Origin of the sequence: Streptomyces coeruleorubidus, from assembly GCF_028885415.1 — a bacterium.
Classification (GTDB): Bacteria; Actinomycetota; Actinomycetes; order Streptomycetales; family Streptomycetaceae; genus Streptomyces; species Streptomyces coeruleorubidus_A.
The window spans coordinates 6,284,876-6,302,667 of the sequence record NZ_CP118527.1 but is presented as its reverse complement, the minus strand read 5'-3'; the positions used below and the strand labels follow the sequence as shown (position 1 = coordinate 6,302,667).

Genomic DNA, 17,792 nt, shown 5'->3' with positions numbered 1-17,792 from the left:
TCTTATCTCAGGCACTCCTTCACTCCTGCGGCCGAAGCAATACGCGTCGTCTGCCAGACCCCGTCACTGTTCTTCTCCAGCCGAGTGTTATAGAGGATGAAGTCCTCATCGGAGGGGGTGGTGACCTTGGGCCTGTTCGTCTGGAGGTCAGTTGCGTACCCCTTGCTCTCGTCGGCACAGAACACGACCGACGCCGCTTTGCTGCCGTCGAGCGTCACAGTCCGGTCGTAGTACCGGATGGTTCCCGTGATACCAAGGTTGGCCTTCTTGAACTTCTCCACCCAGGCGCCGGCCGCCTCCAATGCCCTGCCGGTGTTGTAGAAGTTCATTGCCTTCGCGGCGGGGTCCGTTCCGGCAATTGCCGCGTTGACCGCACGCATACGCTCGGCGTTGTCAGCAAGTACGGCGTCCTTGACGGCATCGCCCGTCTTGCCGCCCTCGAAGTTCATGGTCAGGTCGGACGGCAGCTTGATCTCCGGTCGACCGGCGGCCTGCGGGGCCGATTCGGTGGGCGATGTGGAGGTATCACCCCTGCCGTCAGCCCCGGCCATCTGGTCGTTGTCCTTGCTCTTGGAGCTGTCATCGCTCCCGCACGCGGACAGCGTCAGCGCAGCAGTCGCGGTCAGCGTGAGCGCTGCGAGGAGGATGGGGTGGCGGTTCACGGTCGGCTCCTGGTAAGAGGCGAGGCTTCACTTGAGCGAACCAAAGCTATACAGCGGTGCAGAGCCGCACCAGAGTGAAGGTTGTCGACTCTTTCCGTCATGAACAAGCAATGGGTGCGCGGCATGGGTACGTGGGGGCCTGCTTCGGTGCGAGGAACTGGTCGCGCACTGGGCTGGCGGGGACCGGACATTAACGTTCCGTATCGCGTTCTCGGATCGGGTCTTCCTCCAGGGGATTATCGAAGCTGACCGACTCGGCGATCTGCCGCAGAATCGCGCGGTACTCCTCGCGATGAGAGGTAGCCGTTGTGCTGACTGTGAGGACGGCCAAGCGCTTGCAGTCAGGGTGGGGCAGGTGGACGCGCATCTGCAGCAAGGATTGCAGCGGAAGACCGCTGTCCGCAGGCGGTGTGATGACCGTTTCACTGAACGTCGCTGGTCCACAAGCGAGTTCGAGGTACTCGCTGCCGCTGGACGGTGCGGAGGACGTCAAGGCTCGGGCTGCCATGACGCCACGCGGAGAAACGGGTGTCTCGAGCCAGGAGACGGTGAACCAGGAAAGCAGCGGTTGCCCGTTGTTGGATCCTGCCTTGTCGGTGTCGTCATGGTGCATGCCGATCGAGCAGTGCACCATGCCTACGTCGCGCAATGCAGCGAGCAACTTCTGGGCTGAGGAAAAGTTCGCGATGAACTGCTGGCGGAACATTTCGTTCGGCGCCGAGTCCAGGAAGGGAGCAGCGACCGCACGAAGTTCGTCGGCGGCCGGCGAGCCAGGCTCCGGGAGAAGCGCATCGAGAGGAAGAGTGGTGAAACCGGGCGGCTCGATGAACCAGAGTTCTGCCTGCGGGTCCCTGAATGAGTCGTGAAGAATGATGGTTGGGGTACCCATGGTTCCTGCCTGGTAGCGGTAGCAGAGGTCAGTGAGGGGCCGCGGTGGCACCGGTGAACCGGGCTCCTGCCCGGCGTGCCCGCTCGAGGTCAGCGGCATCGACGCTTTCCCATTGCCTGCCTACAGCTCCTCTGTCGAAGGCAGAGGGACGATAGAGGAAATGCAGCCTCCGGGGAGCACGTCCGTTTCTTGTGGAAACCGCGACGACACCGAGGAACCGTGGGTCGCCGGCGAACCAAAGCGGCTCCAGTTGGGCCTTACGCTCAGGCTTGGTGCGTGGGCCTCCGATATGCCTCAACCACCAGGAGACGCGATGGTGCTTGACGAAGGTAAGCGGCACTCCCTTCTCCGACCGGCCTGTGGGGTCGGGAAGCTCGATCCAGATACTGCTGTCCTCTGCGTCAGGATGCTCATCGATGCCACGAGGAACGTTGTAGAGCATTTGCCACGGATATTCCTGAAGAACGCGCCGAATATGGAAGGCCGTTGGGAAATAACGCAACTGGATGATTGCGCGGTAAAACGCATAGAGAAGCGTCAACGCGAAAACAAAGATGAATCCACGAGACAGGAAAACAATCAGCACATAAAGTTGGCCGAACCAGGCGACAATCCAGCCGACAAGGCCTGCAACGTTCATGGCCATGTGCTGCACCCAGGCCCGGCGAGTAAGTGGGTGGCCCCAGGCGGTGGGGTAGTCAGTGGGATTCACGAATCTCCCATCCATGGATGATGTGTCAGAAGACATGACCAACGAGGCCGAAAATCCCGCCATTATCTACGATGAGACGTGTTCCGTCGATGCCAGCGACTGTGCCGTCCTTGATCCCATCGTCGTCTGCGTCCACCAGTTTGTTGTAGAGGCCGAAGCCTCCGGTACCCACGCCAACCAGGCCGGAAGTTGCCGCGACGGCCTTGGCTGCCTTTTCTGGATCACTCAGACCCCTTACCGCACGCGCGATGAGAGGGTTCTCCAATCGCGCGATCGCCTTCGCCTCGTCCATCGTCTTCGCGCCGTAGAGAGCGGCCCTCTCCACGAAGCCAGAAGCCTCCGCGCTGCGCATGGCGGCCCGGAGTCCGGTGTACGCACCTTTACCAACAGCTCCCACTCCAGGCAAGGCCCCAGCAAAATCAGCGCCGACCGAAACCAAATTGCTCCAGAAGTCGGCATCGAACTCTTGTTTGGTGAAGCCGTCTTTCAGAGACGCCCATGTTTCGGCATCTGAAACCCTCAGCGAGAAGGCTGTCAGGCTGATCGCCGAAGACGTAAGCATCAATCCCGCCACCATCGCCAGGCTCCACCCCAACGGCCCTGCAAGGAGTAGTGCTGCAACAGCGATCAGACCGGCCGTAAAACTGAGAATGTCAGGGAGGTTGTCACCCAACCAGTCAAGCGTCTTGTCGAACCAGCCCGGCTCCTGCGGTGCCAGCTTCTTCGTCGCGTCGCGGATCTTGCCCGCCCGGTACGCGGCCTGGTGCTCATGTTCCTCAGCGAGCTTCTTCGCCTTTCCGATGATCTTGTCGAGTTCGGCCTGAGCCTCTTCGACGGCACTGTTCGCACGGGTCAAAGCCTTCTGCGCGGCGTCGTGGTGGGACCCCTTCTCGTGAAGGTCAGGGCTGTCCTTTGCCGCGCTCGCCCGACCTTGTGCGCGGTCTACCGCAGCCTGGGCTTCCTTGGCGTCCTCCTCGAGACGCTTGGCCCGCCGTTGGAAGTCGTCAAGTTCTCCTTCCCAGCGCGCGAGCTGCCTGGCCGCCTTACGGATGGAGTGGGCGGCGTTCTTCAGGTTGAGCGGCAGCGGACCACCGTCAAGCTGTTCGCGAAAGGCGACGGCCGCGTCGCCCTCCCAGTAACTGCCGTCCAGAAGTTTGGTGACCAGGTCGTGGGTGTCTTGGATGACCTTCGCGCACCCGGAGAGCTTCTTGTGCAGGCCGCGCACGGTCTCCGTGTCGCCTGGCACCGGGTTGAAGCCAAGGTGGGGATAGTGGGGATTGGGAATGTCCGGCGCCGACTTGAGCCCTTGAGGCTTACTGAGGTCCGAGCGGGACTGCGGGTCAGGGGCAGCACCGGATCGTTCCGTTCCAGGAGTGTAGGTCACTTCTTGTCCCCGGCCTTACCCTCTTTGGCCTTCCTCAAGGCCTCTTCGAGGGCCTTGTCGACTTCGAGATAGCTGTCTTTGCTCTTTCCGATGATCTTGGCGAGGTCCTCTGTCTGCTTGCCGATCTCTTTGGTTCCGTATTCCCAGTCGTCCTGAAACTGCTCGCATGCGGAGTCCAAGTCATCGGTGCCGAGCCCGACGACGTTCGCGTCCAACAGTGCCCTGCGGACGCCCTCAAGCGACTCTGTCGACTTCCTCAACTGCTTCATGAACCACGCAAGTTCATCGCCGTCAACGGCTAACCGCTCCGCCATGCGTCGGCTTCCTCTCCCTGATCCTCGTTGCAGTTCGAGTCGGCGACTCTACCCGCTCAGCGCATGCATCTGCTGGGCGGCCGCTGACAAGGGAGCAGTCGCCCAGCAGTATCCACCTGGGCGTTATCGGTTGACGGACTGGATCTCCTGCACGACGACATCCTGTGTGGCGCCGAAGTTGCCGTCGGGCAGGTCGCCGCCCGCGCCGCCGGTGCCGGTCCACTCGATCTTCCAGGTGACGGTGGCCTGGAGCGGGTACGTGCCGTTGCCCGAGGAGCGCAGGTATTTCACTCCGCAGGGCGGGGTCTGGTCCGCCTTGCCCTTGGCGTAGGGCTCGCCGATGCGGCCGTTGTTGATTTCGCAGACGCCGGAGGCCGGGTAGGTCACGGCGTCCTCGGTGCCCGGTTCGATCCTGAGCGACACCGGTTCGGCCGTCGCGGTCGCTTGGATGCCGATCACCGGTACCGACGCGGTGACGGAGACAGGCTTGAAGTCGGCGCCGTCAAGCCAGGCCCAGGTCGGCAGGTTGACCTTGGTCGCTTCGGCGGGGGCCAGGGTCACCTTGGTGCTGGGGACGCGGATCTCGGCGTAGGCGAGTTCGGCGAGGATCTGCGGAGTGACGGCGTTCTCGATGTTGGCGGGCGGAGGGTCGCCCTGGTCCACCCAGAAGATTTCTTCGTCACAGGAGTCCCAGCCCGGGGGGAAGTCCCTGTTGACGAAGGAGTCCCAGAAGTATCCCTTGCCGGTCTTGTCCTTGTTGAAGTCCTTGTAGGGGTGCCCGTTGACGTAACGGTCCCGCTGCTTGGCGTCCCACTCGTAACCCGTCGAACCGGCCTCCCAGGTCGGCTCCAGGTAGTTCTGCAGCTGTTCCGGGGTGTACTTAGGGGCGTACCAGCAGGGTGGAGGCGTCCAGGACGTGGCCGACGTCAGCGCGCCTGCGGAGTTGCCGCTGCCGTTCTTGGAACGGTCGAAGACGACGCCGCCTACGGTGACGGAGACGGTGCCGTCTTTGCCGGCGTTGGCGCCCTGTTGCTCATCACCGTTGCTGCCGTGCTCGTCACGCTCGGCGAAGGCTGTCGGGGCCACGAGAAGGGAAGAACACACGAGTGCCAGAACCGTTGCGGTTCTGGCCGAGTTCCTTAGGGCTGGCACGCCTTGCTCCCCCTGTTCGACGCGATGTTCGTGGTCTGCCAGACGCCTTCGGCATTCTTGGTGAGAACGGTGTTGTACAGCACGTAGGCGTTCGCGGTCGCCGGCGACCTGTCGACAGAACCGGTCTTCCTGTTCTTGATGAAGGACTTGCTCTCGTCGGAGCAGTAGGTCACGTAGGCCTTGCTGTCTCCGGAAAGAGTGATCTTGTACTTGGAGTAGCGCGTCTGCCCCACCCACGTGTCGCCGTCGTCGATGTATCGCTGGACGTACGTGATGGACGATTCCAAGGCCTTGCCCGTGTTGTAGAAGCCGAGCGCCTTCGTGTCGGTGCTTCCCTCGAAGATCGCTTCGTCCACGGAGTTGACACTTCGTGTGCTGTCCGCGAGAACCGCGTCCTTCACCTTGTCGCCTGTCTTCTGGTACGCGAAGACATTCTTGGCGTCGGAGGGGAAGGTGATCTTCGGACGGTCGGCGGAATCCGATGCGGTAGGGCTGGTCGAGGGCGACGGCTTGTCGCCCGTATCGGCTCCCGCGATCTTGTCGTTGTCCTTGCTCTTGGAGCTGTCATCGCTCCCGCACGCGGACAGCGTCAGGGCCGCAGCGGCGGTCAGCGTGAGCGCTGCGAGGAGGGTGGGGCGGCGGTTCACGGTCGGCTCCCGGTAAAAGGCGAGGCTTCTCTTGAGCGAACCAAAGCTATACAGCGGTGTGGAGGTGCACCAGGGTGAAGGTTGTCAACTGGCGGGCTGTATGGGGAGGAATCAGCGATTCGTCGACCAGTTCCAGCCGTAACGGTTGCGTAACGCGCCAATCCCTTCTTCAGGAGTTGGGCGTTTCAGTCCTGAACCAGCAAAGGGCTGCTTGCCTGCGGATACGTTCGGGTTCGGACAACCGGTGGCAGGTCAGGTGCAGGTGACGGTCGGAGGTGGCCGGTATGGGGCGGCAGTGGCGGGACGGGCGCGGGGAGTTGGTCGTGCACGAGAGTGGTGATGGGCCGGCCGTCCGTGTGCCGTTGGAGATCGCCACCTCCTATCGGGCCCGTACGAGAGGGCTGTTGGGGCGGGATGCCGTCGAGGGGGCGATTCTGCTCTCGCCCGCCAACAGCGTGCACACCTTCCGGATGCGCATGCCGATCGACGTCGCCTATCTCGATCGTGGCCTTCGCGTCATCGCCGTGCGGACCATGCCGCCGGGGCGGTTGGGGATGCCGCGGCTGCGGGCCCGGCATGTGGTGGAGGCGGGGGCAGGGGTGATGGCGGGGTGGGGAGTACGGGAGGGTGCGTTTGTCGAGGTCATCACCTAGCGGAGACCCGTTCCCTTCACGCCGGGAGAGTCGATGTCACCCTCGGCGCGACTTGCTTGGCACAGGCCCGGCCGATCCTGGGCCGAGGTACGGACAAGGCTCAACGGCGCCACTGCCCGTCACCCTTTTCGCGGGCGATCTCCGGCAGGTCACTGACACGAATGTGCGGTAGTTGGGCGACCGCGGACTCGACCGCGTCGATCGTGTGCACGGGTGGTTCGTCGTCCGACGCATACAACCGGGCGCGGACGGACTCTCCTGACGAGGTTGCCAGCCAGTGAGCCGACGGAAGGTCCTCCTCGGCCGGATAGAGAACGGGAACACCCAACGCCATGGCCAGGCGCCGAGCGAGTTCCGGCTCAGCCGGTGCCTCGTTGACCAGGGCGTCCTCCACGTAGAGGTCGAGGGCCAACGACAGATCGCCGCGCAGCCTGATGTAGCCGCACAGGACAGGTGCGGTCCAGTCGCGTCCGTTCTGGTCGCCGTCCCGGTCGGCCACGTCCACGTCGGCGCCTTCGGTCCTCACGGCCTCCGCGAGGGCCTCGGCGAGCGACGTGGGCGGAACCGGCGGCCCGGCCAACAGCAGGTCATAGATCATCGGCAGGTCCCGTCGTACACCTTCTTGACTTTGGCCACGGCCTGGGGATTGTTGGCGAAGCGCGGGTTCTTCGTCATCCTCGTCGGACTCCTCCGCCGCCTGCTGCGGCTTCCACGTCGCCGGCCTTGGCCAGGCCGATCTCCTGCTGCAGGGACAAGGAATGCCGTGCGGGACGTGGGCTGGATCTGGTGCTGTCAGTGGCTGGTTCCTTCGCTCCACCGGTCGAAGAGCATGCTCTGTGCCGCTTCCGCGTTCTCCCAGCTCGCCGGACCACCCGGCTTCACCGACAGGCGCTCCAGTGCCGCCCTGGCCTCCGGGCTGCCCGTCGCGCCCAGCAGTTCGATGGCCGAGTCGGCACCGATGTCCTCGATCACGCAACACTCGGCCAGGCCCACCGCCCAGTCTGCGAAGCGACCCGGGTCAGGATCGAGAGCCAGCCAGCGGAACACCGAGTCGGCGATGTCGTCCCGCAGCGACGGGATCATGGCCAGCATCGCCGCTTCGACGTGCCGCACGACGTGCCGCTGCAACGGATACAGCTGCGGTCGGCCCCGCCACGCGCGGACCAGCTCGTCCACACCGGACCACGTCACGAGGCTCGTGCGGGGCATGTCCTTCCCGACGGCCTGATGAAACTCCTCCCACACGTGCCACAACAGGCCCGGCGACGGCGGCCGAGGCACATGCGGAGCCAATTCCGGGTCCTCCAGGAGTACCGTCACCACCCGCCGGGCTTCCGCCAGTCGCTCGTCGGTGCGGGGCAGTTCCGCGATCCGGCTCCAGTCGCACTCGTCCCAGGGCTGTGGCAGGGACCGCAGAGCGCGGGGCAGGACGTAGTCACCCTCCGGATAGCGCCACCGCGCGACCTGCGGATCCCACATCTCCTCGGCATTCGGCTCCGTCCCCGACTCACTCATCCCTGCCATCCACCAACGTCTCGTCTCCGTCGTCCACTCAGTCGATGCCCAGGTACGCCTTGGCGCTCCCCGGGTCCTTCATCTTCGACCAGTCCATCGTGCCGTTCGCCGTCCGTTCGTCGATGGCACGCTGCATCCTGCCGAGTTGGTCGGCGGACAGTCCCTGGCCCGCCACCTTCACGTCCACGTCGTTCTTCGCCATCTCACCGGCCGCCGTCCGGGTGTCCTGCGCAGGCTTGCCGTTCCGGGCGGGCTTGAACTCGCTGAAGATCGACGCCCAGCGATCCGCCGTCCCGATCTCCACCGTGGCCTTGCGGCCGGGCTCCTTGCTCGCCCACTTCCTGAGCCGCTCGACCCTGGTTGGCGAAGTCCGCCTTGCGCGTGGCCGAGCCGGCGTTCTTGACCTCCTTGACGTGGACGGTGCCGCTCCTGTCCTTGTAGACCACGTCGGCATCAGGGATCTCGTCCAGATTTACCCTCTCCCCGTCGCCCAGGTCGGCCTCCTTCCGGTTCATCTTGCCGCCGACACCGGCGTCCACCTGGGAGCCGGGTGCCGCGTCGTCGGCGGCGCGTCGTACGGCGTTCACCTCCGCACGCGCTTCCGCCAGCTTGTTGGCGTCGGAAGCGTTCGCGACCTTGCCTTCCAGCGCCGCAGCGGCGTCGCCGGACGCCAGTTCACTCACCACCTGTACCGCCGCGTCGGTCAGGTCTCCGAGGCCGTGGGCTCGCAGGATCGTCCGGGTCGCGGCGCGGGCGATGGCCGGGCTCTGGAGTGCGGCCGGGAGCGTGAAGCTGTAGGCGAGGGTTTCGGGGGTCGGGGGTGTGGAGGCGGTGGCTGCGGTGGCGGTCGGGGACGAGCAGGTGGTCGCGGGCGCGGGCATGGCAACTCCCTTGGTTGACGGGGGGGTTCCGTCTCCGCCGGGTGGCTCGTCTCCCTGACACGGGCCCACTCCTCCCAGGGCAGGAGTGTGTGAGTGGACTCGCGTGATGCGCTTCCGTTTTCGGCGGCGGATTTCGTAGTCGATCTGTCACTGACTGCAGAGGAGCTTGTGGCACACGTGCCACCTATTCGCCAATCATTGCCTCCTTCGAGTTGGACCAGTGGTGGGAGCGAGGGCAGACTTACCTCGACCAAGGGGAGGACGGTGCCGATGCCGACACGGCCCACGCCGACGGAGCGCCAGCAGCGCCTGGGTGCCGAGCTGCGGAGGATGCGGCTCGCGGCGGGCAAGACCACCGAGTACGCCGCCGGACTGCTCGGACTGGACCGAACGAAGGTGTCCAACATGGAGGCGGGCATCCGCGCCACCTCACCCGAGCGCATCCGGATACTCGCCAGCAACTACGACTGCGCGGACCAGGCGTACGTCGACGCGCTGGTCGCCATGGCCGAGCCACGGCAGCGGGGCTGGTGGGAACAGTACCGAGGGACCTTGCCCCAAGGGCTGCTCGATGTGTCCGAGTTGGAGTGGTACGCCACGCGGTTGCGGACCCTTCAGACGGTGCACGTCCCTGGGCTGCTGCAACTGAGCGGATACGCCCGCGCCATCTTCGACTCGGCCCTGCCTCCGCTTCCCACGTCGGAGGTGGAGCTGCGAGTGGCCCAGCGCATGCAGCGAAAGCAGGTCCTGGAACGCGAGACGCCCGTCGACTACATCGCATACGTCCACGAATGGGCGCTGCGCATGCACTTCGGAGGACAGCGCACGGCACGGGAGCAGCTCCAATTCCTGTGCGAGATGTCCGAGCGGGACAACATCGAGGTGCGGGTACTGACCGTCGAAGCCGACGCCTTCCCCGGGGCGGGGCACGCCGTGCTGTATGCGAGCGGCGCGGTCCCACAACTGGACACCGTGCAGCTGGACTCCGCCCATGGCGGGGAGTTCACTCACGCTGAAGCTCAGCTCGCCAAGTACCGTGCCCACATGGACTGGTGGCACGAGAAGTCACTGGACTCGCAGGCATCACGCGACTTCATCCACAACATCGCACGCCAACTCTGAGGAGAGTCACCATGGCCGAGATCACCTGGGAAGAGCCCTTCTGCGCCGAAGGCAACAACTGCTTCCGCATAGGCACCGACTCCGAAGACAACGCCTACATCGCCGTCGCCGGGCAGGAGGAGCACCACCTCACCGACAGCCGGGACGCCCTCCGTGCGCTGATTCTCGAGATCAAGGCAGGGAAGGCCGATCACCTGCTGTAGGGGGGACAGGCCGCACCGCCCGGCTTCGCCGACAGATGCTCTTCCCGACGGCCTGGTGGAACTCCTCCCACACGTGCCACATCAGGTCACCACGCGCCGGGCTTCGGCCAGTCGCTCGTCGGTGCCGGGCAGTTCCGCGGCCCGCCTCCAGTCGCACTCGTCCCAGGGCTGTGGCAGGGACCGAAGAGCGTGGGGCAGGACGTGGTCACCCTCCGGATCACGTCACCGCGCCACCTGCGGGTCCCACATCACTCGGCATTCGGTTCCGAATCCGCGCCGGCTCAGGAAGCGGAAGCGGCGGGGCGTCGACTCGTCGGAGGCCAGCGCGGCGATCACGCCGTGGATCGCCAGCAGGACGGCCCACAGTTCCGCAACACTGAAGAGCGTTACCGATCACTTGTACGTCCCGTCGTACACCTTCTGCCGTCGGCCACGGCCGGTGCTGCAGGGGCATCATGGCGCCCACTGCTGGGCGGTCTTCCTCGTCGTGACCGGCAGGTCCGGGTCGAAGGCCAGTCGCGCCCGGGCTTCACGGCTGCCCGGCACGTCATCCGTGCGGTGGAGGAACCAGATGGCTTCCTGTACCGCGCTGCCGCACCGGGCGCACCGCTCGGCGAGTTCCGCAGCCCAGAGGGCCGTTGTCGACAGAACAGCCGGTTCCTTGTCGCCTGCCGCTCCTCCGCCTTGCGGGAGCTCAGCGAGCCAGCGGAAGACGGCTGCGGTGATCCGGTCAGCGATCCTCGTGCACCAGACCTTGGCGAAGGCCTCGGCGTCCGTGCCTTGAAATTCGAACCCCAACGACTGGCACTCGTGCCACGCCTCGTTCATTCGCTCGCGAGTGACCAGCCGTGGGTACGGCATCAGGGCGCGCACCACCTCAGCGATGGCACTGCAGTCCGCCGGGGCGTCGCTGCACATCTGCGCGTCATCCGGCGCCCGCTCGACAGCCAGACACGCCTCCAGTGCTGAACGCGCCCGGGCGAGGCTGTGGGAATCCGGCGCGGTAGCGCCCCAGCCGAAGTCGTTCTGCCAGGAATACGGAAGGCCCTGCAGCCCTTCGGGCAGCAGCGGCTCCTCGTCGCGGGTGACTTCCCGTGCCCGAACCTCGTACACCGAACGGCGCAGCCCGAGAAGCCGGGAACGCACATACGGGCGGAAGTCCCGGACCTCGTCGTCGTGTACGAGCTCCATCAGGGCCTGTTCGCCGCGCGGACGACCGAGCGAGACGAGCATGCGCACCGCCGCCTCGACCGCCACGCCGACCCGTACGAACGCGGCTGCGAGCAGCGCAGCGTCTTCAGCCTCCGCATCGTTCAGCAATCCGGCGGTGGTTGCACGCTCGATGAAAGCGAAGGCGTCGTACGCCAGCGCCTGCCGCACCGAGGCGGCCCACTCCGCCGCCACCCTGTCGACCCACTGTTCAGTCGGTGACTCAGGCACCGTGGGGATCCCCATGTCAGCCCAGGCTCCGACCACCTGCACCACCCGCTCCCGAGTGACCTGGGACGTGGTCGGCATGATTCGGGTCAACCACGCATCTGCCTCGTCCAAGGTGTGGTCATCGCGGTCGTCGTAGAAGTCCCGTAGTTCCTCGTCCCAGTCGTGCACACTCTGCCGTCGGTCGGGTAGGCAGGCGCGCAGCACGTGCCGGGCCTGCTCTCGTCTCTCCTCCGTGGGGGCAAGTGCCTCCAGAGTCTGAGACCTGCGGTATGTCAGATCGTGCCAAGGCGGTGGCAGCTCGCGCATGGCAGCGGGCAGCAGGTAGGTGTCCACAAGTCGCTCTCCGTCCGTGCCCCGGCAGCTTCCCGGGCCCAAAGGGGCGGGTCAGCTGTAGGAGCGTCCCAGGCCCGTCAGCCAGGTGTCGGGGGTCCGGCCCGTCCTGACGCTCACCTGTTCCGCTCCGACGGCGCGGATGTCCATCCACGTCCGCCCGCGTTCGTCCCGCTCGGCCGCCCTGACGCTGATCAGGGCGCTGCGGTCGACCGCCAGCGCTTCGCAGGCGGGAGGTTCCCTGTCCTTGAGGAAGAGCAGGCGTTGGTCGGTCAGGACGAGGCACCCGTAATGGTCCGGCCGTGCCGGGTCGTAGGGCATGCGCAGGGCGGAGTGTCGTACGTGTTCCACCACTTCGCCGTCGCGCAGTACCGCGACCACGAGGGGCGCGAATACGTCGGCGAAGCCGGGCCTCGAGTGATCGGAGTCGCGCTCGACGTAGCCTGGGCCGTACTCGCGGGCCGCCTCGGCATCCGCCTCGTGCAGCTTCCGCGGGATGTCGAGGTGTGCTCGGGCCGCCGCTGCTCCGGCCGTGTCCCCGGAGTCCTGGAGGAGTTGCGCGAGGAGCGCGGACGGTCCCTTGCGGCTCACCTCCGTGCCGAAGCGCAGCGCCGTGCGGCACAGTTCGATCGCCTCATCGGCGTCGTCGGTCACCTCGGCGAGTTCGTGGGCGGCCTTGCCCGACGTACTGCCTTCCCGTTTGTCGATGACCGCCCGGTAGTCGCGGCGGGCGTCGGCGAGGCCGCCCCTTTCGCGGGACCGGCGGGCTCGGTCGAGAAGTGCCTTCGCCACATCGGCCCGGGCACGGGACAGATCCGTCTGGGTCACGGCGGGCCGGACGGGGTCATGGCTCGCTGCTTCCCGCAGGAGACGGTGGCTCCCCTCGGTCGCCGTCAGCCGTAGATCCACCTGCTCGTAGCCGTAGGTGGCGGCGAGGTGGTAGCCGAAGAGGGCCCGGTCAGGCTTCTGTCTGCTCTCCTGCCGGGCCGACCACTCCAGAATCCCTCGCAACTGGTCACGCTTCCCGTGGTCCAAGGCAGCCCGGAGGAGGAGGGAGTTCAACCGGAACACGCGTACGTTCGGCCGCCGGGCGGCCCAGACCAGCAAGGCCTTCAGCATGAAGCGCGGAAGCCGCACGGTCATCGGTCCGACACGAGCTGGAGGACGGCCGTACCGTCCTTCCCGGTCGCCGCCTGGATCACCACCGCGCCCGGCTGGGGACTCGGCCGCCCGGCGGCTCCCAGGCCACGGCACGAGTTTCCGCTGCCGTTGCTGCGCAGGACGGTGATGCAGCCCTGCCCCGGGCCGCTCGCGCTGCCCTTGGACTGGCCGGTGCCCGACTTCACCGTGTACGCGATGGCGTTCGAGCCGACCTCGGTGACGGACAGGGTGGCCGGGCCGCGCGGCCCCTTGAAGGGGATTTCCACCGGCTCGGAGACCGCGATCTCGCAGTTGCCGTCCGCGCAGGCGGTGATGTCACGGCCGTCCGCAGCCGACACCGAGGGCCTGGGCTTGGGCTTGGGGCGCTCCGGGGGGTCGGCCTTCGACGGCCGCTCCCCCGGTGGGGACGACGCCTTCGCGGGCTCGTCCGAGTCGCTGCCACAGCCGGCCGCCGCCGTCAGGGCGATCAGCGCGACGAGTACAACTCCGGTTCCGCGCAATCCGCGTGGTTTCGTCCCGGCCATGGTGTTCCCCCGTGTGCTGTGCTCCGGCGTGCGTGCCTCGGTTCCGGTGTTCGGCAGGCAGTATTCCCTCGTGTCGCTGTCGTCACTCGCCGGCTCCCGCAGCTACTCGGGAAACCCCTCCGCGGAATCGGTCACCCCAGCGAGCGAACGGCCCGGTGGCGTTTTGGTGCTCCGGACCGCAGCGCTCAGCTGCGCCGAAGCAAGAACTTCCCGGCGGCGGCATCACGCAACGTTCGGCCGACTTCACCGTCCAGTCGGCAAAGCAGCCGGGGGCGGGGTCGGGGTCGGGGTCAATAGCCAGCCAATAGAGCACTCAGCAGCCGCATTGGAATCGCCGTCGCCGGGCAGGAGGAGCACCACGTGACCGACAGCCGCGGTGCCCTCCGTACGCTCTCATCCGGCACATCAAGGCGGGCCAGGCCGACCACCTGCTGTTGGCCCCCACTGCGAGCCGGCCTCCGCCGCCTCGGTGAGCAGTCGCGTCGCCTCGGCCACTGCGACGTTCCGGTCGATGTAGCGCATGGCGAGGTCCAGGGCCCAGGGAGCGAAGCAGTCCTCGCGCCACAGCCATTCGAGCATTCCCCGTGCCAGAAATGCGGCGATCCGGGTTGCCCAGCGGTCGGCGAAAGCATCCGGATCCGTGTCCTCCATGTCGATGCCGAGTCGCTCGCACTCATGCCAGCCCCAGATCAGGCGCTCCCGTGTGACCGATCGCGCGTCCGGGACGAGGGGTTGGAGCACCATCTCGACTTCAAGCCACGCGGGCCGGTCATCCGCATCCTCCAGCCAATCCCCACCCCACTCGGGAGGTTCCTCCGACGCCAACCGTTTGTCAGGCAACAGCGCTTCGAGAACCGCCCGGGCCTGGGCGAAGCGTTCCGGAGTCGGCTCGTTCTCGATCTCCCAGCCGCAGGCCCGGCCGGTCGTCAGATCGCGTACCACTTGCGGCAGGAGCAGTTCCTCGCCGTTGACAGGATGAGCCGCCCGCGTCTTGTACTCCGATTCACGCAGCTTCGCGAGCCACTCGCGGGCCTCCCGACGGTCGCCTTCGTCCACCGACTCGTCCTGTACGAGGCGCGCCAGCGCCTGCTCACCGTGCGGGCGGCCGAGATCGCGGAGCAGCCAGATGTCGTTGTGGACACCCAGACGGGCGTGTACGCACGCCTCCGCAAGCGCAGCGGCCCGGGAGGCGTCCAGGAGCCCACCTCGCCGCACGGCTTCCTGCAGGGACCGCAGCAACCGCTGCACCTTAAACGAAGCCTCCCAGCGTTCCCGCCGGGCCTCGAAGTGCTGACGCTGCTCGTCGGTGAGCGGGAGGCCGGGCTCCTCCTGGGCCCGATCCCAGAGGTCCTCCAGCTCGTCCGGCCAGCCGCTCGTTCTCGGCGGGGCAGCGGCGATCGCCACCTCCAACTCTCCGAGGAGCGCAGCTGCACGGTCCTCGGGAACCTCCGCATGGTCCTCGTCGTACGTCATGAGACTCCCAGGTGCTCCATCGCGGTCCTCGGATCCTTCATCTTGCCGGAGCGTAGAGCGTCGTACTTCTCAGCCTCGCTCTTGGCATTCCAGGCATCGTTCATCGCCCTGAGCTGTGCGGGGGTCACGTCCTGGCCGGCGATGCGGGCGCCGACCTCGTTGTCCGCCATGCTGGAGGCCGGCGTTCCTTCGGGAGGGACCTCGCCCCGCTTCTTGGGCTTGAACCCGTCGAAGATCTTCTGCCACCCCCTGGTGGAGGCGATCTCATAGCGGGCAACGCGTCCCGGCTCCGCCTTCTGCCACTCGCCCAACCTCTTCACTTGGGTGGCGACGGAGTCCTTGGTCGTCGCGTTCCCCGTGTTCTTGACCTCCACGACGTGCACCTTGCCGTCCCTGCCACGGTAGGCCACGTCGGCGTCAGGAATGCCGGTGACGTCGATCTCGCCGCCCCGGCCGTCGGGACGTACCGGTGACTCGCCCTTGTCCCGCCGCTCCTTCGTGTCACCGATGTCCGAGTACACCGTGCTGCCATCCGCCGCCTCGTCCTGCGCCACACGCTTCGTAGCGTTCACCTCGGCGAGGTTCTCGGCGAGCTGGTCCTTGGTCTTGGAGTTCAGCACCTTGGCGGCGAGCTTCTCCCTGCTGGTGTTGTGGATGTTCTTCTGGTTCACCAGCTCCGAGACGTCGGCGATGGCGTCCGCCGCCTCCTTCTTGCTGATGTCCTTGGAGTTCGGGTCGACGTCGTCCTTGGCCCGACTGAGCAGGTTCTCGAGCTGGGGCTCCTGCAGGTTGACCTTCTCGTCCCCCGGGAGCCGCTTGTACGCCTTGATCTGCTCCCGCAGCAGATCGACCCGTGCGTCCAGCGCCTCCTGCTGGGCCTGGCGCGCGTCGTCGGCGTCGTCGCCCGTGCACTCCTTGCCGCCTCCTGCGGCGACGACGATCCGGCCGCCCTGCGGGGCCGCCAGGACGCCGGTGCCGTTGCCCGGAACTCCGCGCAGGCTGCTCCCACCGCCGTACGGGACGCGCCCGATCGCGATCGTGCAGCTGCCATTCTTCTCGGCCTTCTTCTTCGTCTCGTCGGCGTGCTTCTGCGCCTCGTCCGCGGCCTTCCTCGCGCCGTCGAAGTCGCCCGCCTTAGCCGCCTTGCGCGCCTTCTCGGCCGCGTCGGCCGCCTTGTCGAGGGATTCACCGACCTCGGCCAGCTCCTTGAGCTTGGTGAACTTCGTGATGGTCTTCGGGCTGAAGATGCCGACGCCGTTGACCACGGTGTTGCCGATGGAGGCGCCGTAGTTGCCCTGCTCCCAGTTCTCCTTGTCGACGAGCGTGTCGATCGCCAGGTCGGACACGAAGTCCTCGGGCGAGTTGACCCAGCCCCATACGGAGGAGACGTAGTTCCCCTCGTCCCACTCCTTGCCCAGCTCGTCGGCCTTGTCGCCCCACCAGTTCGTGGTGTAGCCCTTCAGGCCGTTCCAGGTGTCCTTGATCGAGCCGACGGGGTCGCTGACGACGTCCATGGTGCTGGCCAGGAAGCTCTTTGTCGGGGCCACGAAGAAGCCACGGACATGGTCCATGAACGTCCTGTCGTGGCGTTCCTGGTCATGTACGTCGTCGCAGAGCGACTTGTCGTCGAAAGGACCCGGAGCGAGCGGAACCGTGTCGCCCGGACCCGCGCCGTCATAAGTGATGATCTGGGCCGACGTGGGGCTACCGCCGCCCCGGTTGCTGCCGTCCGTAGCGCCACCCGTGCCCGTGCCACCGCCGGCGTCCGTGCCTCCCTGGCCGCCACCCGGACCGCCCTGGGTACCCGAGTCGCCTTGGGTGCCCGAGTCGCCGTTCGCGCCCGAACCGCCGTCTGCCCCCGCCTCACCGTCCGCATCGGCACCGCCGTCCGGGCCTGCGCCGGTCCCGCCGTCGGCGCCGGCCTCCGAACCATCCTGCTGCGCAGCGTCGTTGTCCCCGGCAGCACCCGTCTCCGTACCGTCGCCCTGTGGAGCGGGGCAGGCCGTGCCCGTCACCGAGCAGACCGCCGACTGGATGCCGTCGGCGATGCGCCCGCCGAGGCCGCCCACCGACAGGGCGACGATGATCGCGGCGACTACGGCGACGAGCCCCGCGTACTCCACCGCGGTCTGGCCCTCGTCCCGCCGCCAGCGGATCATCCTCGCCAGGCTGAACGCCCGGCGCTCCTCCCTGTCCTGCGGAGCGCTCTCGAACCACTCACGCGACCGGGCCCGGCGCAACAGCACGATGACCGCCACCGGCATCGCCGCCTGTGTGATGCCCCGCAGATCACCGTGCATCAGCGTGCCGAACGACAGCCACACGATCCATGCCTGCACGGCGATCAGTGCGCGGCTCGTCCACACCCCGCCCCGCCACAGGCGCCGGGCCAGACAGACCCCGGCCACGCTGGGCAGCGAGTCGTACACCAGGATCCCGAAGATCTCCCCGGAGTAGTACGACACCACCGACAGCACGGTGACCACGTACGACACCGTCAGCGCGAACTGCACCCACAGCAGTACCTGCGCCCAGCCCAGTTCCCGTGGCAACGGCGAACGCCGGCCCCACGACGGAATGTTCTGCGCACCCCAAATCCCGCTCGGGGGTATCGGGCTACCGGAGCCGGACATACGTGACCTCAGTTCGCGGGCGGCAATTCAAGGCGGACGCCCGGCCGAGGCTAATGAGAATCGATTACTGACACATGGGCCCCTGGGCCCAGCCCTG

General features: G+C 66.6%; 19 protein-coding genes. 3 read left to right on the top strand and 16 right to left on the bottom strand.

All coding sequences use genetic code 11. The features are described from left to right. Nucleotides 1–2: 2 nt before the first annotated feature. The 7 genes from PV963_RS29465 to PV963_RS29435 form a co-directional block, all read right to left on the bottom strand. On the bottom strand, nt 3–662 hold the full coding sequence (locus PV963_RS29465; RefSeq protein WP_274818979.1) for a hypothetical protein: 660 nt from the start codon (nt 660–662) through the stop codon (nt 3–5). Nucleotides 663–852: 190 nt separating this feature from the next. Beyond that, nucleotides 853–1,551, bottom strand: coding sequence for a hypothetical protein (locus PV963_RS29460; RefSeq protein WP_274818977.1), 699 nt, complete (start codon nt 1,549–1,551; stop codon nt 853–855). A 28-nt stretch (nt 1,552–1,579) separates the two neighbouring features. Then, on the bottom strand, nt 1,580–2,197 hold the full coding sequence (locus tag PV963_RS29455; protein WP_274818976.1) for a hypothetical protein: 618 nt from the start codon (nt 2,195–2,197) through the stop codon (nt 1,580–1,582). A 91-nt stretch (nt 2,198–2,288) separates the two neighbouring features. Beyond that, nucleotides 2,289–3,647: a hypothetical protein gene (locus tag PV963_RS29450; protein ID WP_274818974.1), complete on the bottom strand. Its 1,359-nt coding sequence runs from the start codon at nt 3,645–3,647 to the stop codon at nt 2,289–2,291. Next, nucleotides 3,644–3,961 (bottom strand): hypothetical protein, encoded by a 318-nt coding sequence (locus PV963_RS29445; protein WP_274818972.1) that lies wholly within the window; start codon nt 3,959–3,961, stop codon nt 3,644–3,646. The genes PV963_RS29450 and PV963_RS29445 overlap by 4 nt, the downstream gene beginning before the upstream one ends. Nucleotides 3,962–4,084: 123 nt before the next feature. Further along, a complete protein-coding gene (locus PV963_RS29440) occupies nt 4,085–5,113 on the bottom strand; it encodes a hypothetical protein (protein WP_425540954.1) in 1,029 nt (342 codons plus the stop codon). Beyond that, entirely contained in the window at nt 5,101–5,760 is a 660-nt protein-coding gene (locus PV963_RS29435; protein ID WP_274818969.1) for a hypothetical protein, read from the bottom strand. The genes PV963_RS29440 and PV963_RS29435 overlap by 13 nt, the downstream gene beginning before the upstream one ends. A gap of 284 nt (nt 5,761–6,044) precedes the next feature. Here PV963_RS29435 and PV963_RS29430 point away from each other — a divergent pair, with 284 nt between their 5' ends. Continuing rightward, nucleotides 6,045–6,413 (top strand): DUF192 domain-containing protein, encoded by a 369-nt coding sequence (locus PV963_RS29430; RefSeq protein ID WP_274818967.1) that lies wholly within the window; start codon nt 6,045–6,047, stop codon nt 6,411–6,413. A gap of 100 nt (nt 6,414–6,513) precedes the next feature. Here PV963_RS29430 and PV963_RS29425 read toward each other — a convergent pair whose 3' ends face one another. From PV963_RS29425 to PV963_RS44065, 4 genes are all read right to left on the bottom strand, one after another. After that, nucleotides 6,514–7,011, bottom strand: a complete 498-nt coding sequence (locus PV963_RS29425) for a hypothetical protein (RefSeq protein WP_274818965.1) — start codon at nt 7,009–7,011, stop codon at nt 6,514–6,516. Nucleotides 7,012–7,205: 194 nt separating this feature from the next. Next, nucleotides 7,206–7,928, bottom strand: a complete 723-nt coding sequence (locus tag PV963_RS29420; protein ID WP_274818964.1) for a hypothetical protein — start codon at nt 7,926–7,928, stop codon at nt 7,206–7,208. A 37-nt stretch (nt 7,929–7,965) separates the two neighbouring features. Next, nucleotides 7,966–8,130 (bottom strand): hypothetical protein, encoded by a 165-nt coding sequence (locus tag PV963_RS29415; protein WP_274818962.1) that lies wholly within the window; start codon nt 8,128–8,130, stop codon nt 7,966–7,968. Between the two features lies 1 nt (nt 8,131). Beyond that, nucleotides 8,132–8,809 carry a hypothetical protein gene (locus PV963_RS44065; RefSeq protein ID WP_425540953.1) on the bottom strand — a complete coding sequence of 226 codons (678 nt, stop codon included), beginning with the start codon at nt 8,807–8,809 and terminating at the stop codon, nt 8,132–8,134. Nucleotides 8,810–9,079: 270 nt separating this feature from the next. Here PV963_RS44065 and PV963_RS29405 point away from each other — a divergent pair, with 270 nt between their 5' ends. Continuing rightward, nucleotides 9,080–9,931: a helix-turn-helix domain-containing protein gene (locus PV963_RS29405; protein WP_274818960.1), complete on the top strand. Its 852-nt coding sequence runs from the start codon at nt 9,080–9,082 to the stop codon at nt 9,929–9,931. Between the two features lie 11 nt (nt 9,932–9,942). After that, on the top strand, nt 9,943–10,134 hold the full coding sequence (locus tag PV963_RS29400) for a hypothetical protein (protein ID WP_274818958.1): 192 nt from the start codon (nt 9,943–9,945) through the stop codon (nt 10,132–10,134). A 453-nt stretch (nt 10,135–10,587) separates the two neighbouring features. Here the strand turns inward: PV963_RS29400 and PV963_RS29395 are convergent, their stop codons facing one another. From PV963_RS29395 to PV963_RS29375, 5 genes are all read right to left on the bottom strand, one after another. Continuing rightward, on the bottom strand, nt 10,588–11,907 hold the full coding sequence (locus PV963_RS29395) for a hypothetical protein (protein WP_274818957.1): 1,320 nt from the start codon (nt 11,905–11,907) through the stop codon (nt 10,588–10,590). 51 nt (nt 11,908–11,958) lie between these two features. Further along, a complete protein-coding gene (locus PV963_RS29390; RefSeq protein WP_274818955.1) occupies nt 11,959–13,047 on the bottom strand; it encodes a hypothetical protein in 1,089 nt (362 codons plus the stop codon). Continuing rightward, nucleotides 13,044–13,589 (bottom strand): hypothetical protein, encoded by a 546-nt coding sequence (locus PV963_RS29385; RefSeq protein ID WP_274818954.1) that lies wholly within the window; start codon nt 13,587–13,589, stop codon nt 13,044–13,046. Before PV963_RS29385 ends, PV963_RS29390 begins: the two co-directional genes overlap by 4 nt. A 405-nt stretch (nt 13,590–13,994) precedes the next feature. Then, nucleotides 13,995–15,062, bottom strand: a complete 1,068-nt coding sequence (locus tag PV963_RS29380) for a hypothetical protein (RefSeq protein WP_274818952.1) — start codon at nt 15,060–15,062, stop codon at nt 13,995–13,997. Next, nucleotides 15,059–17,614 carry a hypothetical protein gene (locus tag PV963_RS29375; protein WP_274818950.1) on the bottom strand — a complete coding sequence of 852 codons (2,556 nt, stop codon included), beginning with the start codon at nt 17,612–17,614 and terminating at the stop codon, nt 15,059–15,061. The genes PV963_RS29380 and PV963_RS29375 overlap by 4 nt, the downstream gene beginning before the upstream one ends. Nucleotides 17,615–17,792: the final 178 nt, after the last annotated feature.

Excerpts from the sequence above, each read along its gene's own strand:
- PV963_RS29460 (WP_274818977.1), bottom strand. The coding sequence starts at position 1,551 with ATGGGTACCCCAACCATCATTCTTCACGACTCATTCAGGGACCCGCAG.
- PV963_RS29455 (WP_274818976.1), bottom strand. The coding sequence starts at position 2,197 with ATGGCCATGAACGTTGCAGGCCTTGTCGGCTGGATTGTCGCCTGGTTC.
- PV963_RS29445 (WP_274818972.1), bottom strand. The coding sequence starts at position 3,961 with ATGGCGGAGCGGTTAGCCGTTGACGGCGATGAACTTGCGTGGTTCATG.
- PV963_RS29430 (WP_274818967.1), top strand. The coding sequence starts at position 6,045 with ATGGGGCGGCAGTGGCGGGACGGGCGCGGGGAGTTGGTCGTGCACGAG.
- PV963_RS29425 (WP_274818965.1), bottom strand. The coding sequence starts at position 7,011 with ATGATCTATGACCTGCTGTTGGCCGGGCCGCCGGTTCCGCCCACGTCG.
- PV963_RS29420 (WP_274818964.1), bottom strand. The coding sequence starts at position 7,928 with ATGAGTGAGTCGGGGACGGAGCCGAATGCCGAGGAGATGTGGGATCCG.
- PV963_RS29415 (WP_274818962.1), bottom strand. The coding sequence starts at position 8,130 with ATGGCGAAGAACGACGTGGACGTGAAGGTGGCGGGCCAGGGACTGTCC.
- PV963_RS44065 (WP_425540953.1), bottom strand. The coding sequence starts at position 8,809 with ATGCCCGCGCCCGCGACCACCTGCTCGTCCCCGACCGCCACCGCAGCC.
- PV963_RS29405 (WP_274818960.1), top strand. The coding sequence starts at position 9,080 with ATGCCGACACGGCCCACGCCGACGGAGCGCCAGCAGCGCCTGGGTGCC.
- PV963_RS29400 (WP_274818958.1), top strand. The coding sequence starts at position 9,943 with ATGGCCGAGATCACCTGGGAAGAGCCCTTCTGCGCCGAAGGCAACAAC.
- PV963_RS29390 (WP_274818955.1), bottom strand. The coding sequence starts at position 13,047 with ATGACCGTGCGGCTTCCGCGCTTCATGCTGAAGGCCTTGCTGGTCTGG.
- PV963_RS29385 (WP_274818954.1), bottom strand. The coding sequence starts at position 13,589 with ATGGCCGGGACGAAACCACGCGGATTGCGCGGAACCGGAGTTGTACTC.
- PV963_RS29380 (WP_274818952.1), bottom strand. The coding sequence starts at position 15,062 with ATGACGTACGACGAGGACCATGCGGAGGTTCCCGAGGACCGTGCAGCT.